Origin of the sequence: Halomonas sp. YLGW01 (assembly GCF_014840935.1) — a bacterium.
Taxonomy (GTDB): Bacteria; Pseudomonadota; Gammaproteobacteria; order Pseudomonadales; family Halomonadaceae; genus Onishia.
Genome location: NZ_CP062005.1, coordinates 2,477,723 through 2,492,515, shown reverse-complemented (window position 1 = coordinate 2,492,515; position 14,793 = coordinate 2,477,723). Strand labels below are relative to the sequence as shown.

Annotated in this window: 13 protein-coding genes; 10 read left to right on the top strand and 3 right to left on the bottom strand. The window is 66.1% G+C overall.

Annotation, left to right across the window (positions count from 1 at the left end):
• Positions 1 to 48 precede the first annotated feature (48 nt).
• The 3 genes from IEJ03_RS11435 (at position 49) to IEJ03_RS11425 (ending at position 2,357) form a co-directional block, all read left to right on the top strand.
• The gene (locus tag IEJ03_RS11435; protein ID WP_192034982.1) at positions 49 to 528 is read left to right on the top strand and encodes a TRAP transporter small permease; all 480 of its coding nucleotides are present in this window, start codon (positions 49 to 51) and stop codon (positions 526 to 528) included.
• Entirely contained in the window at positions 518 to 1,813 is a 1,296-nt protein-coding gene (locus IEJ03_RS11430) for a TRAP transporter large permease (protein ID WP_192034981.1), read from the top strand. Before IEJ03_RS11435 ends, IEJ03_RS11430 begins: the two co-directional genes overlap by 11 nt.
• An 85-nt stretch (positions 1,814 to 1,898) precedes the next feature.
• Positions 1,899 to 2,357, top strand: coding sequence for a DUF4124 domain-containing protein (locus IEJ03_RS11425; RefSeq protein WP_192034980.1), 459 nt, complete (start codon positions 1,899 to 1,901; stop codon positions 2,355 to 2,357).
• Positions 2,358 to 2,404: 47 nt separating this feature from the next.
• Here the strand turns inward: IEJ03_RS11425 and IEJ03_RS11420 are convergent, their stop codons facing one another.
• Both IEJ03_RS11420 and IEJ03_RS11415 read right to left on the bottom strand, forming a co-directional pair.
• The gene (locus IEJ03_RS11420; RefSeq protein WP_242457949.1) at positions 2,405 to 3,325 is read right to left on the bottom strand and encodes a histone deacetylase; all 921 of its coding nucleotides are present in this window, start codon (positions 3,323 to 3,325) and stop codon (positions 2,405 to 2,407) included.
• A 75-nt stretch (positions 3,326 to 3,400) separates the two neighbouring features.
• Complete coding sequence (locus tag IEJ03_RS11415; protein ID WP_192034978.1) at positions 3,401 to 3,937, bottom strand: macro domain-containing protein; 537 nt, start codon at positions 3,935 to 3,937, stop codon at positions 3,401 to 3,403.
• Positions 3,938 to 4,443: 506 nt separating this feature from the next.
• On the opposite strand from IEJ03_RS11415, the gene IEJ03_RS11410 reads away from it, so the two are divergent.
• The 7 genes from IEJ03_RS11410 (at position 4,444) to IEJ03_RS11380 (ending at position 13,512) form a co-directional block, all read left to right on the top strand.
• On the top strand, positions 4,444 to 5,418 hold the full coding sequence (locus tag IEJ03_RS11410) for a TAXI family TRAP transporter solute-binding subunit (protein ID WP_192034977.1): 975 nt from the start codon (positions 4,444 to 4,446) through the stop codon (positions 5,416 to 5,418).
• 142 nt (positions 5,419 to 5,560) lie between these two features.
• On the top strand, positions 5,561 to 8,155 hold the full coding sequence (locus IEJ03_RS11405) for a TRAP transporter permease (RefSeq protein WP_192034976.1): 2,595 nt from the start codon (positions 5,561 to 5,563) through the stop codon (positions 8,153 to 8,155).
• A gap of 14 nt (positions 8,156 to 8,169) precedes the next feature.
• On the top strand, positions 8,170 to 8,598 hold the full coding sequence (locus tag IEJ03_RS11400) for a universal stress protein (RefSeq protein WP_192034975.1): 429 nt from the start codon (positions 8,170 to 8,172) through the stop codon (positions 8,596 to 8,598).
• A gap of 283 nt (positions 8,599 to 8,881) precedes the next feature.
• Positions 8,882 to 9,697: a DUF2189 domain-containing protein gene (locus IEJ03_RS11395; RefSeq protein ID WP_192034974.1), complete on the top strand. Its 816-nt coding sequence runs from the start codon at positions 8,882 to 8,884 to the stop codon at positions 9,695 to 9,697.
• Positions 9,698 to 9,826: 129 nt separating this feature from the next.
• Positions 9,827 to 10,642, top strand: a complete 816-nt coding sequence (locus IEJ03_RS11390; protein WP_192034973.1) for an MOSC domain-containing protein — start codon at positions 9,827 to 9,829, stop codon at positions 10,640 to 10,642.
• A 98-nt stretch (positions 10,643 to 10,740) separates the two neighbouring features.
• Positions 10,741 to 11,256, top strand: coding sequence for a molybdopterin-dependent oxidoreductase (locus IEJ03_RS11385; protein ID WP_192034972.1), 516 nt, complete (start codon positions 10,741 to 10,743; stop codon positions 11,254 to 11,256).
• A 36-nt stretch (positions 11,257 to 11,292) separates the two neighbouring features.
• Positions 11,293 to 13,512: an ATP-binding protein gene (locus IEJ03_RS11380; RefSeq protein ID WP_192034971.1), complete on the top strand. Its 2,220-nt coding sequence runs from the start codon at positions 11,293 to 11,295 to the stop codon at positions 13,510 to 13,512.
• Positions 13,513 to 13,574: 62 nt separating this feature from the next.
• On the opposite strand, the gene cra is transcribed toward IEJ03_RS11380, so the two are convergent.
• Positions 13,575 to 14,567, bottom strand: a complete 993-nt coding sequence (gene cra / locus IEJ03_RS11375; protein ID WP_192034970.1) for a catabolite repressor/activator — start codon at positions 14,565 to 14,567, stop codon at positions 13,575 to 13,577.
• Between the last annotated feature and the right edge of the window lie 226 nt (positions 14,568 to 14,793).

The window sequence follows — 14,793 nt, the reverse complement described above, 5'->3', positions numbered from 1 at the left end:
GATTGACCGGCCCCCGCGTGGGGCCGGTGTCTTGAGTCCGAGGTCCCCATGAAGAACCCACCCGATGCCAGGCCCGAACGGGTGCTGGCCACCCTGTCGCTGGTGGTCATCGCCCTGATCAGCCTGGCCAATGTCGTCGTGCGCTACATCACCGATGCCTCCTTCGCGTTCACCGAGGAGTTCTCGGTGTTCCTGCTGGTGGTGCTCACCTTTGCCGGCGCCTCGGTGGCGCTGCGCCGCAATGGACATATCCGTATCGGCCTGCTCGAGCGCGCCCTGCCGGCGGCGCCGCGCAAGGGGCTGATCGTCTTTCAGTGGCTATGCGGCGCCACGGTGCTGGGCCTGATCGTGTGGTTCGGCGGCAAGCTGGCCTGGGAGGAGTACCACTGGCAGTCGCTGTCGCCGGGGCTCGGCCTGCCGCAGTGGTGGTACATCGTCTGGCTGCCGGTGCTGGCCGCGCTGATGCTGGTGCGCCTGAGCCAGCAGTGCCTGGATCGTCTGCGCGGAGACCTCACCGATGAGTCCTGATCTGTGGATGATCCTGGCCTTCGCGGGCCTGCTGATCGCCGGGGTGCCGGTGGCCTTCTCGCTCGGCCTCTCCGGGGCCGTGGGCATCGTCATGGGCCTGCCCGCGACCATGCTGGCCACCCTCGGCACCAACACCTACAACAGCGTTGCCAAGTACCCGCTGATCGCCATTCCGCTGTTCATCCTGACCGGCCTGATCTTTGAGCGCGCGGGGGTGGCCGCGCGCCTGGTGCGCTTCGCCCAGGCGCTGATCGGGCCTCGCCATGGCGGGCTCGCCCTGGTGGCGGTGCTGGTGTGCATGATCATGGGTGGCATGAGCGGCTCGGGGCCCGCCGATGCGGCGGCCGTGGCGATGGTGATGCTGCCGAGCATGACCCGGGCCGGCTATCCGAAGCCCTTCTCGGCGACGCTGATCGCGGCATCCGCCTCGACGGCGATCCTGATTCCGCCCTCGGTGGCGCTGATTCTCTATTCCATCGTGGTGCCGGGGGTCGACTTGCGGGCGCTGTTTGCCGCCGGGCTCTTCCCGGGCCTGCTGGCCGGCGCAGCCCTGCTGGTCCCCGCCTGGTGGCTGTCACGGCGCCATCGCTGGGAGGCTCCTGAGAGCGTGCCGCGCCCGGCGCTTAAGGAGAGCTTCCGCCAGGCGCTGCCGGCGCTCTTCGCGCCGGTGCTGATCCTCGGGGGGCTGCGTTCGGGGCTGTTCACGCCCACCGAGGCCGCCGTGGCGGCGGTCACTTATGGGGTGATCGTGGGCGTCTTCCTGACCCGTGAGCTCGACTGGCGGGAACTGTGGCGGCTGTTCGGCGAGGCGGCGGTGATCACCGGGGTGGTGATGCTGATCATCGCCCTGGCGGGGATCTTCGCCTGGGCCGGCACCATGCTGGGGACCTTCCGGCATCTGGCCGAATGGATCATCGGCCTGTCGGACAACGGCGCCTGGCTGCTGGTGCTGATCATGCTGGCGGTGCTGCTGGCGGGCATGGTGCTGGACGCGATCTCGATCTACCTGATCATGATGCCGATCCTGATCCCGGTCATGGAGCACTTCGGCTGGCATCCGGTGTGGTTCGGCATCCTGCTGGCCATGAATATCGCCATCGGTCAGTTCACGCCACCGGTGGCGGTGAACCTGATGGTCACCACCGAGGTCGCGAAGATTCGCCTCGAGCAGACCGTGGGCTGGGCGCTGGTGTTCGTGGCGGCCATGGCCGCCGCGCTTGCGCTGGTGGCGATCTTTCCAGCCATCGCCCTTTGGCTGCCCGGCTGGTTGGGGTATAACGTCTAGTCAGAGGGGGACCGGCGGATGCGGCCGGCACGACACCCCGTCCGGGCCGTGTGCCCATCACTGGATCCACAGGGAGGTGGACTCCATGCCCATGCTAGCCGGGCGCCTGTGCTTGCGCCTTGTCGGCCTGACGCTGGCGGTCTGGACGCTCGCGGTCGAGGCCCAGGTCTATTCCTGGCAGGACGAGGAGGGGCGCTGGCATTTCGCCGATGCTCCGCCCGCCGCGCAAGAGCCCGCCGACGACACCGAACGTCGCAGCGTCGATGACCTGCCCACGCTCAACACCATGCAACCGCCGCAAGCCTCACCCTACCGTCAACCGGCCACGCCGCCTTCTTCCGGAAGAGCGTCACATTCTTTGTCAGGGTCCCGGGAGGCGGCGCCGGATCCGCGTTGCCAGCGTCTCGAAGAGCGTCTCGAGTCGGTACAGCAGGCGCTGCGGGCCGGCTATCGGGAGCCCCGGGGCAATCGGCTACGGGCGAGGCGGCGCGCGCTCACCGACGCCTATCGCCGCGAGTGTCGCAATTCGCAGGTACACCCCTGAGCCGGCCCCGGTGAAGGGCCGGGTCAGAAAACGGCTCCGACAAGGGCTCAAGTAAGGGTACTGGCGGCGCGATGCAGCTGAGCGTGACGCCCGGCCAGCGCCTCAAGGTCACGGTCGTAGCCACCGCCGATGACCGCCGCGACCGGAATGTCCGCCTCGCGACAGCTCGCCAGCACGTAGTGATCCCGGGTCAGCAGGCCGGCATCGCTCAGCGCCAGGTGACCCAGCCGGTCGTCGGCATGCACGTCGACGCCGGCATCATAGAGCACCAGGTCCGGGGCGAACTGGGCCAGTAATTGGGGCAGGCTTGCTTCGAGGTGTGCCAGGTAGCCGGCATCGCCGGTGCCGCGGGGCAGGCCGATGTCCAGGTCGCTGTGCTGCTTGCGGGCCGGGAAGTTCGCCGCACCGTGCATCGAGAAGGTGAAGACCTGGTGATGGTCGCGAAACAGCCGCGCCGTGCCGTCGCCCTGATGCACGTCCAGATCGACGATCAGGATCCGTTCGACCCAGCCACGATCCAATGCCTCGGCCGCGGCCACCGCCAGGTCATTGATCAGGCAATAGCCGCTGGCGGCATCGGCATGAGCATGGTGGGTGCCGCCGGCGGTGTTGCAGGCAAGCCCGGTGGCCAGCGCCGCCTCGACGGTGGCCAGGGTGCCACCGACCTCGAGCAGGGTGCGCTCGACCAGCGCCTCGGACCAGCGAAAGCCGCTGCGCCGCTGGGCCGCCGCGCTTAGGGTGCCGCCGAGGAAGGCTCGCAGGTAGTCCCGGTGGTGGACCCGAGCGAGCTGCGTCCCGGTCGCCGGCGCGGGGGTGATCCACTCGGCCTGGGTGCCGCTGGGCTCCGTCGCCAGCACCTCGTGCAGCACGCGGAACTTGGCCATCGGGAAGGGGTGGCGGGGCGGCAGGTCGATGGTGTAACCGGGATGGTGGATCAGCGGCAGGGGCATGGCGAGCGTCGATGGCACAAAGGTCTCACTCTACCCAGCTTGGTCTAGGCAGGCCACCGGGTGGCACGGAAGCCCGGTTGGCCTGAGGCCAAGTCAGCCGCTGGCGGGGGCATCGAGCCGCGCCAGGGTGCGCCGGTAGAGCTCGAGGCTGGCGGCATCATGAAGCACGAAGCGCACCCGGCGCAGGTGGTGGCAGTGCCGGGTTGCCGTCAGCACTGTGGTCAGCGCCACCCGGGTCGCTTCGCTCATGGGGTAGCCGAAGGCGCCGGTGGACAGCGCGGGAAAGGCGAGGGATGCGAGCCCGTGCGCTTCGGCCAGGGCGATGGCCTCCCGGTAACAGGCGGCCAACAGGGTGTCCGAGGGCTCGTCGACGCCGTAGACCGGGCCCAGGCAGTGAATCACGTGGCGGTTGGGCAGCCCATGGGCGCCGGTGATCACCGCCTGGCCGGGGCGGATCGGCGCCAGCGGTCGACACTCCTCGGCAAGGCCCGGGCCCGCGGCCCGGTGCAGGGCACCGGCGACTCCGCCCCCCGGCATCAGCTGCGCATTGGCGGCGTTGATCACCGCGTCCATGTCGGGCTGGTGGGCGATATCGCCCTGGCGGCATTCGATCTGGATGTCGGTTGTCATCGCTCGGCCTCCCGTCGTGTCACCCATTCTTCTTCACCGTTTCTCCCCCCGTTCGCGTCTGTGCTTGCCGTTTCTCGCCTCTGTCGGTCGTTGCCCGATATCGAGCGTGTCACTTAACCCTGCTCGCCCGGTGGGGCTATATCAGGGGGACTGCAGGCCCGTCCCTGGCGACAAGGTAGCGATTGGGCCAATCGATGCTGTTGATGATCCGTTGCGGGATTCAACGCCAGAGTTCTCTAGGATCATGGTCGTAAGCAACTGATTCGAACGAGTGTTTTTGCCTAAAGTAGTGCATAATCATGCGTGCACAGAAGCCCGCGGCCACGGTCGGGGGTTCGCTACGTCGCCAGACCGCGTCAGGCAAGCTATACCTGATACAGTGGAATCGGTTGCGCAAGCCGATCACCCGTATTCCCGAAGTATGGCTCGTCGCGTCGGGACGTCGACGATGCAACGGGGGTGAGTTCGCCTTGCCACCAACACCAATAATGCCAAGAGGTGTCTGAATGAAACGCCATGCAATCACTGCAGCAGCCGTCTCCGGTGCGCTGATGGGCGCCGCCATGTTCTCTTCCCCGGTGGTGGCGCAGGAGCGCTTCATGACCATCGGGACCGGTGGTCAGACCGGTGTCTACTACGTGGTCGGTCAGTCGATCTGTCGTCTGGTCAACCGCCTGGACGACGCCAACATCAAGTGCAATGCGCCGTCCACCGGCGGTTCCGTGGCCAACATCAACGGCATCCGTGCCGGCGAGCTGGACATGGGCGTGGCCCAGTCCGACGTCCAGTACCAGGCCTACAACGGCACGGGCAACTTCGAGGGCGATGCCTATCCCGAGCTGCGGGCGGTGTTCCGCGTGCACGGCGAGCCGCTGACCCTGCTGGCCCGCGCCGATGCCGGTATCGACGAGCTGGATGACCTGGAAGGCAAGCGGGTCAACATCGGCAACCCGGGGTCCGGCCAGCGCAACACCATGGAGCAGGTCATGGCCGCCAAGGGCTGGACCGAGGACACCTTCTCGCTGGCCTCCCAGCTGGATGCCGCCGAGCAGGCCGCCGCCCTGGCCGACAACAACATCGACGCCATGGTCTACGTGGTCGGCCACCCCAACGGCTCCATTCAGGAAGCCACCACCACCGTGGATGCCAAGCTGGTTCCGCTGGACGGCCCGGCCATCGACGAGCTGGTCGCGGAATATCCCTACTATTCCAAGTCCGTGATCCCGGGCGGCCTGTACAAGGGTAACGACGAGGACGTCACTACTTTTGGTGTGGCCGCGACCTTCGTGACCACCGCCGCTGCCGACGAAGACGTCGTCTACGAAACCGTCAAGGCGGTGTTCGACAACTTCGATCGCTTCAAGCGCCTGCACCCGGCCTTCGCGACCCTGGAAGAAGAAGACATGGTCACCCAGGGCCTCTCGGCGCCGCTGCATGATGGTGCGGCTCGCTACTACCGCGAGCGTGGCTGGATCGAGTGATCCTGGCCTGACCGGAGCCCAAGGCTCCTGACTCGATGCGCGGCCGTTCCAGCAGGAAGGCCGCGCATCATGGTTTCAGGCCCGGAGACTTTTCCCGGTGCCCAGGATTATTCCGGCGATGGACGGCAAGCAGGATGATTTCATGAGCGAAGACAAGACAAGGACCTCGGCCTCGAGCGTCGATCTCGAGGACATGGTGGCGTCCTCGGATTCCGGGGCGCGCAAACCGGCCGGCATGCCCGGCAAGATTCTGGTGGTCACGGCGGCCGTCTGGTCATTGTTCCAGTTGTGGATCGCCTCACCATTGCCCTTCGTGCTCGAGTTCGGGGTGTTCAACGCCACCGAATCGCGCTCGATCCACTTGGCATTTGCCCTCTTTTTGGCCTACATGGCCTATCCGGCGACCAAGGGCTCGCCTCGCGACCGCATTCCGCTGCAGGACTGGGTGCTCGGCCTGCTGGCGGCGCTTGCCGGCGCCTACATGTTTATTTTCTACGAGCAGCTGGCCCAGCGGCCGGGGGCGCCGATCCTGCAGGACGTGATCGTCGGCGTGATTGGCATCCTGCTGCTGCTCGAGGCCACGCGCCGGGCGCTCGGCCCGCCGCTGATGATCGTGGCCATGGTGTTCATTGCCTATTCGCTGGCCGGCCCCTACATGCCCGGCATCCTCTCCCACCGTGGGGTCAGCGTCTCTGGCCTGATCAACCACCAGTGGCTGACCACCCAGGGGGTGTTCGGCATCGCACTCGGGGTATCGACCAGCTTCGTGTTCCTGTTCGTGCTGTTTGGCGCGCTGCTCGACAAGGCCGGCGCCGGCAACTATTTCATCAAGGTCGCCTTCTCGCTGCTCGGCCACTACAAGGGTGGACCCGCCAAGGCCGCGGTGGTGGCCTCGGGCATGACCGGCCTGATTTCGGGCTCTTCGATCGCCAACGTGGTCACCACCGGCACCTTCACCGTGCCGATGATGAAACGCGTCGGCTTCTCCTCGGAGAAGGCCGGGGCCGTGGAGGTCGCCTCCTCGGTGAATGGCCAGATCATGCCTCCCGTGATGGGGGCGGCGGCCTTCCTGATGGTCGAGTACGTGGGCATCTCCTACGTCGACGTCATCAAGCACGCCTTCCTGCCGGCGCTGATCTCCTATATCGCGCTGGTCTACATCGTTCACCTCGAGGCCCTCAAGGCCAACATGAAGGGGCTCGAGAGCAGTAACCCGCCGAAACCGCTGGTTCGCAAGGCCATCGGCTTCCTCGGCGGTCTGCTGCTGATGATGATCACCGCCTTGGTGGTCTACTATGGCCTGGGCTGGCTCAAACCGGTGCTCGGCGGGGCCACGCCCTGGGTCGTCGCCGCGGTGCTGGCGGTGGTCTATGTAGCACTGCTCAAGCTGGGGTCAGGGTATCCCGAACTGGAGCTCGATGATCCCAACTCGCCGGTGGTCACGCTGCCCCAGACCCGACCGACGGTCATGGTCGGCCTGCAGTTCATCCTGCCGGTGGTGGTGCTGGTCTGGTGCCTGATGGTCGAGCGCCTGTCCCCCGGGCTGTCGGCCTTCTGGGCGACGGTGTTCATGACCTTCATCATCGTCACCCAGCGCCCGATCAAGGCGATCTTCCGCGGGCAGAGCGAGCTTGCCGCCGACATCAAGGCCGGATTCCTGGACCTGTGGGATGGCCTGGTGACCGGTGCGCGTAACATGATCGGCATCGGTATCGCCACCGCCACCGCGGGCATCATCGTCGGCGCCGTGTCCCAGACCGGCGTGGGCCTGGTGCTCGCTGACGTGGTCGAGATCCTGTCGATGGGCAACCTGATGCTGATCCTGCTGCTCACCGCGGTGCTCAGCCTGATCCTCGGCATGGGGCTGCCGACCACCGCCAACTACATCGTGGTCTCGGCGCTGCTGGCCCCGGTGATCGTCACCCTGGGCGAGCAGAACGGCCTGCTGGTGCCGCTCATCGCGGTGCACCTGTTCGTGTTCTATTTCGGCATCATGGCCGACGTGACCCCGCCGGTGGGCCTGGCGTCCTTCGCCGCCGCCGCCGTGTCGGGGGGCGATCCGCTGCGCACCGGCTTCCAGGCCTTCTACTACAGCCTGCGCACCGCGGCGCTGCCGTTCCTGTTCATCTTCAACACCGACCTGCTGCTGATCGACGTGACCTTCCTGCAGGGCATCCTGATCTTCGTGGTGGCGACGCTTGCCATGCTGATCTTCGCGGCGGCGACTCAGGGCTTCATGCTCACCCGCAACCGCTGGTACGAGAGCGTACTGCTGCTGCTGGTGGCCTTCACCCTGTTCCGCCCGGGCTTCTGGATGGACATGATCCATGATCCCTACCAGTCGGTGCCGCCGACTCAGTTCGTCCAGGCGCTCGGCGAGATGGAAGACGACACCACCCTGCGGCTGCAGATCGCCGGCGAGGATGCCTATGGCGATCCCCTGACCACCTACATGACGTTGCCGGTGCCGGAAGGGGAAAACGGCGAGGAGCGCCTGGCCAACTTCGGCCTGGAGCTGCTGGTCGAAGATGAGCGGGTGATCGTCGACATGGTGACCTTCGGCAGTCAGGCCGAGAAACTCGGCTTCGACTTCGATCAGCAGATCATCGAGGTGCTGGCGCCGGTGGATCGCTGGTCCAAGGAATGGATGTGGATTCCGGCGTTTGGCGTCTTCGCGCTGATCGTGCTGATGCAGCGTCGTCGTCGCGATGCCACGGCAACCCCGGCGACCGCCTAACGGAGGGCTAGATCATGTACAAGAAAATTCTGCTGCCGGTGGATCTCAACGAGGAAGCGTCCTGGGAAAGGGCGCTGCCCACCGCCCTGGCCTTGTGCCAGACCTTCGGCGCCTCGCTGCATCTCGTGACCGTGCTGCCCGACTACCGCATGCCGCTGGTCGGGTCCTACTTTCCTGCCGATTTCAGCGAGAAGGCGCATCAGGCGATCAGCGATGCCCAGCATGCCTTCGTCAAGCAGCACGTGCCGAGCGATGTCACCGTGCAATGCGCCATCGCCGATGGCTCGCCCTGGGAAGCCATCATCGAGACCGCCAAGAAGCTCGATATCGACCTGGTGGTGATGGCCTCGCACAACAAGCGCAAGTTCGCCGACTATGTGCTGGGCCCCAACGCCGAGCATGTGGTGCACCACAGCAAGATCTCGGTGATGATCGTGCGCTGATCCCTTAGCGGCAACACCGTCCCGCAAGTCGCCCACCCCCCGATCGGTTCCACCGGTCGGGGGGTGGCGTTTCTGGGGCCCAGGCGGCGAACGGGAGTGCAACGTCATGCTGCACGCATGAGTTCGGCAGCAAGTAAACGCGCCCTCGTCTACATTGAAAAATGACTACGGAAAAAAACGTTAGGGCATCTTGCCTTACTGGCCAACGCGCTCTCATGGGTATTGCCGGATGCGATATCCAGCCACAGGGCGACCATCACCGCGAGCGGTTAAGGGGTATGCCATGAATGCAGCTGCCACGAAGGGTCCCAAGCCTTCGGACTACAACGTCAAGATCAGCATCAACCCGGTGGGCATGGACAGGCCCAGAGCTTGGCTGGTTGCAGGCTTTCAGGACTTTCGGGATGCCACGGCGGTCAGCCTGGCCTATGGCATGTTCTGGGTGGGCCTGAGCCTGGCCACCACCCTGGCGGCGTTCATGCTGGACCTGTGGCACTGGCTGCTGCCGCTGGTTGCCGGCTTCATGTTCCTCGGCCCACTGGTGGCGGTGGGCTCCTACGGGATCAGCCGGGCCCTCGAGGAGCATCGCACACCTACCCTGGGCGATGCCTTCGGTGCCTGGCGCGACCATGCCGGCCAGCTGGCGATGATGGGCGTGATGATGATGATCTTCTTCCTCGCCTGGATTCGGCTGGCCACGCTGCTGTTCGCGCTCTTCTTCGGCTTCGAGGTGCCAAGCCCCGATACGCTCTATACGGCCCTGCTGACTACCTCGGAGGGCCTGAGCATGCTGTTGGTCGGCACGGCGGTGGGAGCCGTGCTGGCTTTCGGCGCCTTCTCGATCAGCGTGGTGGCCATTCCCACCCTGATGGATCAGGACCTGACCTTCATGGAGGGTATCGAGGCCAGCCTCAAGGCCGTGGCGCAGAACTTCCGTCCCATGCTGCTGTGGGCGGCGATTCTCACCGGTAGCGTACTGCTCGGTGTGGTGACCTTCTACATCGGCCTGGCCGTGATCCTGCCGGTCCTGGGCCATGCCAGCTGGCATGCCTACGAGGACCTGGTGAAGGTCGAGATCATCGAGCGGCCGGCGACCTGAGCCGAGCGCTCGCTGGCATCGTCGCTACTCCCTCCGTTAAGCTGGATCACCCATCCGCCGGCCGGAGCTCTTGCCTGAGCCGGGGGATGGGCGGTTTCATCACTCGCTTGCCCGCACGGATCGCCTGTCATGCCCTTTTCCTCCCCGCACTTGTCCTCGTTATATCGCTACCCGCTCAAGTCCTGCGCGGGCGAGGCGCTTGAGCATGCCCTGGTCGGTGACGAAGGACTGGCGGGGGATCGGCGCTTCATGCTGGCGCGCCCCGATGGCCGTTTCGTCACCGCTCGCACCCATCCTCGGCTCGAGCTGATGCAGGTGCAGACCGATGATGAGGTCCTGGTGTTGCGCTTTCCCGGCCAGGTGGCGCTTGAGCTGGCCCGTTCGGCCTTCGACCGGGCGCCCTTCGCCACCGAGGTGTGGGGAGATCGCTTCGAGGCCCTGACCACCACCCGGGAAGCCGATGCCTGGTGCAGCGACGTGCTGGAGGAGCCCGTGCACCTGCTGTGCCTGGACGATCGCTCCCCCCGTTACCGGCCATCGATTGGGCAGCGGGTGGGCTTTGCCGATGGCTATCCGCTACTGTTGATCGGCGAAGGCTCCCTCGACGACCTCAACGCTCGCCTGGGGCCTTCACAGGACAAGCCCCACCGCATGGCCCAGTTTCGCCCCAACCTGGTAGTGGCGGGCAGTGCCGCCTTCGCCGAGGACGGCTGGCGGCGGTTGCGCATCGGGGAGGTGGAGCTGGGCGTGGCGGAGCCCTGCGCGCGTTGCGCGATGATCACCGTGGACCCGGCCACGGGGCGCTTCCTGCCTGGCAAGGAGCCGCTCAAGACGCTGGCCACCTATCGGCGCGGCGACGAGGGCAAGGTGCTGTTTGGCCAGAACCTGGTGGTGCTGAAGGAGGGGCGTCTGGCGCTGGGTGACGAGGTCGAGATCCTGGCGTGAGGCCTCGAGGCGAGGCCCGGGAGTGGGGCGTCGGCGCCTGATCCGAGTCAGGCGAGCGCCCAGACTGATCACTGAAATCTGGAACATCGGAGGCTGCTATGAATCCGATCGCCCAATCTCTCATCTGGTGGCTGCTGGCAAGCCTGTGTGTTTCGCCCGTTCATGCGGAGCCATCGACCCTACCGGCCCCCGAGGGGCCGGTGCTGCTCGAGATCAGCGGCGATATCCGCTACACCAACGCCGGCGACGAGGCCCGCTTCGATCGCGAGATGTTGCGTGCGCTGCCTGAGCAAGTCGTGGAAACCGACACCCCCTGGACGGATCGGTCACGACGTTTCAGTGGACCTCTGATGCGCGATCTGCTGGCTCGGGTCGGGGCCCGGGGCGACTGGCTGAAGGTCGAGGCGCTGAACAACTATTCGGGGGAGATACCGATCAGCGATGTCGAGGAATACGGGGTCATCCTGGCCATGTCCCGGGACGGTGAGCCCCTGGCGGTTCGCGACTTCGGCCCACTGTTCGTGTTATACCCTTTCGATGAGCATTCCGAACTCAATACCGAGACCATCCGCTTCCGCAGTGTCTGGCAGGTCGCCGAGATACATGTCTATTGACACCTGCTGTCACCGTTTCCACCCCCGGCCTTTGCCATGCTGCGTTACCCGCTGAGATTGAAGCTCGGCGCCGCTTCGGTGCTGGGGTTCTTCGTTGCCGCGGTGGTGGTCGCCAGCATGATCGTCTGGCGTCAGGAGAGCCTTGCCGAAAGCGTCGGCGGGGATGCCTCCTGGGCGGCCTACAAGCTGGATCGCGAGGCCATCCAGTTGCGCAGCCGGCTAGACGAGGCCGAGGATCTGGCGTCGCTGCGCATGCCGTTCGAGTTGCTCTACAGCCGGCTCAACCTGTTGAAGCGTGGCGAGGCCAGCCTGTTGTTCGAGCGCATCGACGATCGCAACCGACTGATACCCGCCATTGCCACCCAGATGGATATCCTCGACCTGCAGTTCGGTAGTCTCGAGCGCCTGGATGCCGACTCGCGCCACGCGCTGCACTCGGCGCTGGCGCCTCTGATCCTGCTAAGCGAGCGGCTGGTCATTGCGACCAATGCCTACCTGGCCAACGAGGAGCAGCGGGAGCGCGAAGCGCTGCAGATGCTGCACGGGCTGCTGCTGGCCTTGCTGGGGTTGATGAGCCTGTCGATGCTGATGGTCACGCGCTTCCTGTTTCGGGAGGCCCGCGAGAATGACGCCTCGCGCCATGCGCAGGGGGAGCTGAGGCGTCGACTCGAGGAGGCGGTGCAGAAGGCGCAGGCCGCCAGCCGGGCCAAGTCGGAGTTTCTGGCCACCGTCAGTCACGAGATCCGAACTCCCCTCAATGGCGTGATCGGCATGAGCGAGATGCTGCGGGAGCGTCCCCTGGATGCCTCCTCGCGGCGCTATGCGGACATCATTCATGACAGCGCCGACAAGCTACTGGAGCTGATCAACGACATTCTCGATTTCTCGCGCATCGAGTCGGGGCGGCTCGAGCTCGAGCAGGTCGACTTTGCCGTGCCCGAGCTCATCGAGTCGGCGGTGCGCCTGTTTGAGCCCCGAGCGGCCGACAAGGGCATCACCCTGACGTCCCGGCTGGACGAGGGCGTCCCCCATCGGTTGCATGGCGACCCGGGCCGACTGCGCCAGGTGATCCTCAACCTGCTTTCCAATGCCATCAAGTTCACCCAGCGGGGCGAGGTCTCGGTGAGGGTGCGTTATTCCTCGCAGGAGTGCCTGCATGTCTCAATCAGCGATACGGGGCCCGGCATTCCCGATGGCCAGCGTCCGCGCCTGTTCGAGCCCTTCCGGCAGGGGGATGCCTCCACGGCGCGGCGCTTCGGTGGCAGTGGCCTGGGGCTGGTGATCTGTCGGCGCCTGGTGGCGGCCATGTCGGGAGAGATCGATTTCAGCAGTCGTCCGGGGCAGGGCAGCCGCTTCTGGTTCGAGGTTCCCCTGCCAGCCGCCAAGACCACGGAGGGCGCCATCGAAGACGTTGTGCTACCTCCTCCTCCCGCCTTGCCCTCCGGCCACCGGCTGCTGATTGTGGAAGACAACGTGATCAATCAGCAGGTGGCGCGCACCATGCTTGATCGTCTGGGCTGCCGGGTCGAGATCGCCTCGTCGGGTGAAGAGGCGCTCGGGTTGATCCAGGGCGAGCCCTTTGCCCTGATCTTCATGGATCTGCAGATGCCGGGGATGGATGGGTTGGAAGTGACGCGCCAGCTGCGACGGCGCGACGACTGGTGTGCCCGGGTGCCGATCGTGGCCATGACCGCTGGCACCTTCGGTGACGAGCGCGCACGTTGCCTGGCCGCCGGCATGAACGATTATCTGGTCAAGCCCCTCTCCGGCACGCAGCTCAGGGAGATGTTGCAACATCATCTCGATCGCGCGGCTCCGGATCGCAGCGCGGCCGCCTGCGATGTCGCCAAGCCCGGCCAGGGCGATCCGTCTCAGGATCACTGGCTGGCGCCGGAGGTGTTGGGGGAGCTGCATGAGCACCTCGGAGCAGAGGGCCTCCACCAGCTGATGGACGTCTATCGCCGGCAGGTGCCCAAGCGTCGACAGGCGCTGTCGACCGGGATCGAGGCGGGGCGGCTCGAGGCGGTGATGCAAGAGGCGCACTTGATGAAGGGGGAGGCGTTGAGCCTTGGCCTGCTGCGGGTGGGGGAGGGCGCCAAGGCGCTCGAAACGGCGGCGCGGGAAGCCCGGGAGGAGGTGCTGGCGAGCCTGCTTGAGGCGCTGGAGGCCAGTCTGGCCCCGTCTCTGGCGGCACTGGACGCCTGGCTCGAGGCTGATCCTGAGCCGGTGGCCGCCCCGTCAGGCGTGCGCGACTGACCCTACGCCCGATGCCGCCTGTCATGCCTCGAGGCCTGGGAGTGTCCCCGCTGTCGATGCCTTCAAGCGTTGGCTGGCAGGCGCCGGCGCAGGGATCGCTCCACCACCACGCGACCGGGGCGGTAATCGCCATGGGCGGCGGCAAGAGCGCGATTCAGGGTCAGTTCGGCGATCCGGTCATGCTGCTGGGGCAATGAGTTGACCGGCAGCGGCAGGAAGTCCAGCAGCCGATCATCGCCGAAGGTGGCCAGGCGCAGCGACGCCGGCAGGCCACCGCTCTCCAGCAATTCGTCGAGCACCCCGTCGAGCAGGGTGTAGGACGCCGTGACCAGCGCATCGGGCATGCCCTGTTCCTTAAGCACCTCGCGCATCAGCCGCGCCCCTTCCTGACGGTCATAGCGGGCCCCGCTGTGGGCCACCGCCTGGCAGTCGTGGCCCTTGAGCGCCTCGTGGAAGCCCGCCAGTCGCTCGGTGCTGATCGACAGCTGCGGTACGGCATCCAGCCAGACGATACGCTTGAGGCCGGGGGCGAGGACCGAGCGCGTCAGCGCCTTGGCCGCCGACTGGTTGTTGCTGACCACGCTCACGAAGCGGTCCGGGGCCAGGGTCCGGTCGACGGCGATCACCGGCAGTCCGCCGGCCATCAGGTCGGTGTAGAAGGGGTCGTCCATTGGCAGGCAGCTGGCCACGATCAGCACCTCGCAACGCTGCGCGCGCAGGGCCCTCGCCAGCTCGCGTTCGCGCGCCGGATCATCCTCGGAGCCGGCGATCAACAGCTGATAGCCTCGCTGTCGCGCGCCTTGTTCGAGGCGCTTGGCGAGCCGGGCGTAGCTCGCATTCTCCAGGTCGGGAATGATCAGGCCCAGGGTGCGGCTGGCGCCCCGGCGCAGCGCTGCGGCCTGAGCATCGATCCGGTAATGGTGCTGTTCGACCACCGCCATGACCCGATCGACGGTCTCCTGGCTGATGCGCCGCTCCTTGGCCTTGCCGTTGATGACGTAGCTCGCCGTGGTCCGCGAGACGCCGGCCAGGCGGGCGATTTCTGCGAGTGTCATGGTGATCCCTTGTGTTCGGTGCGGCCTATTCTACTGGAGTCCGCGGCGTTACCGGCTACGCCCAAGGTCGTAGTCGATCCGGCTTGATAAATGACCTGACTCGATCCAGCATTGTATCAAACCTTAGGTGACACGATTCAGCCATGGGAAGAGAAGGTTGGCAAGGCCGGACGCAACGGCCGCCAGCCAGCGGTTGGCACCCCCGTTGCCCCGCCCCAGGCACAGG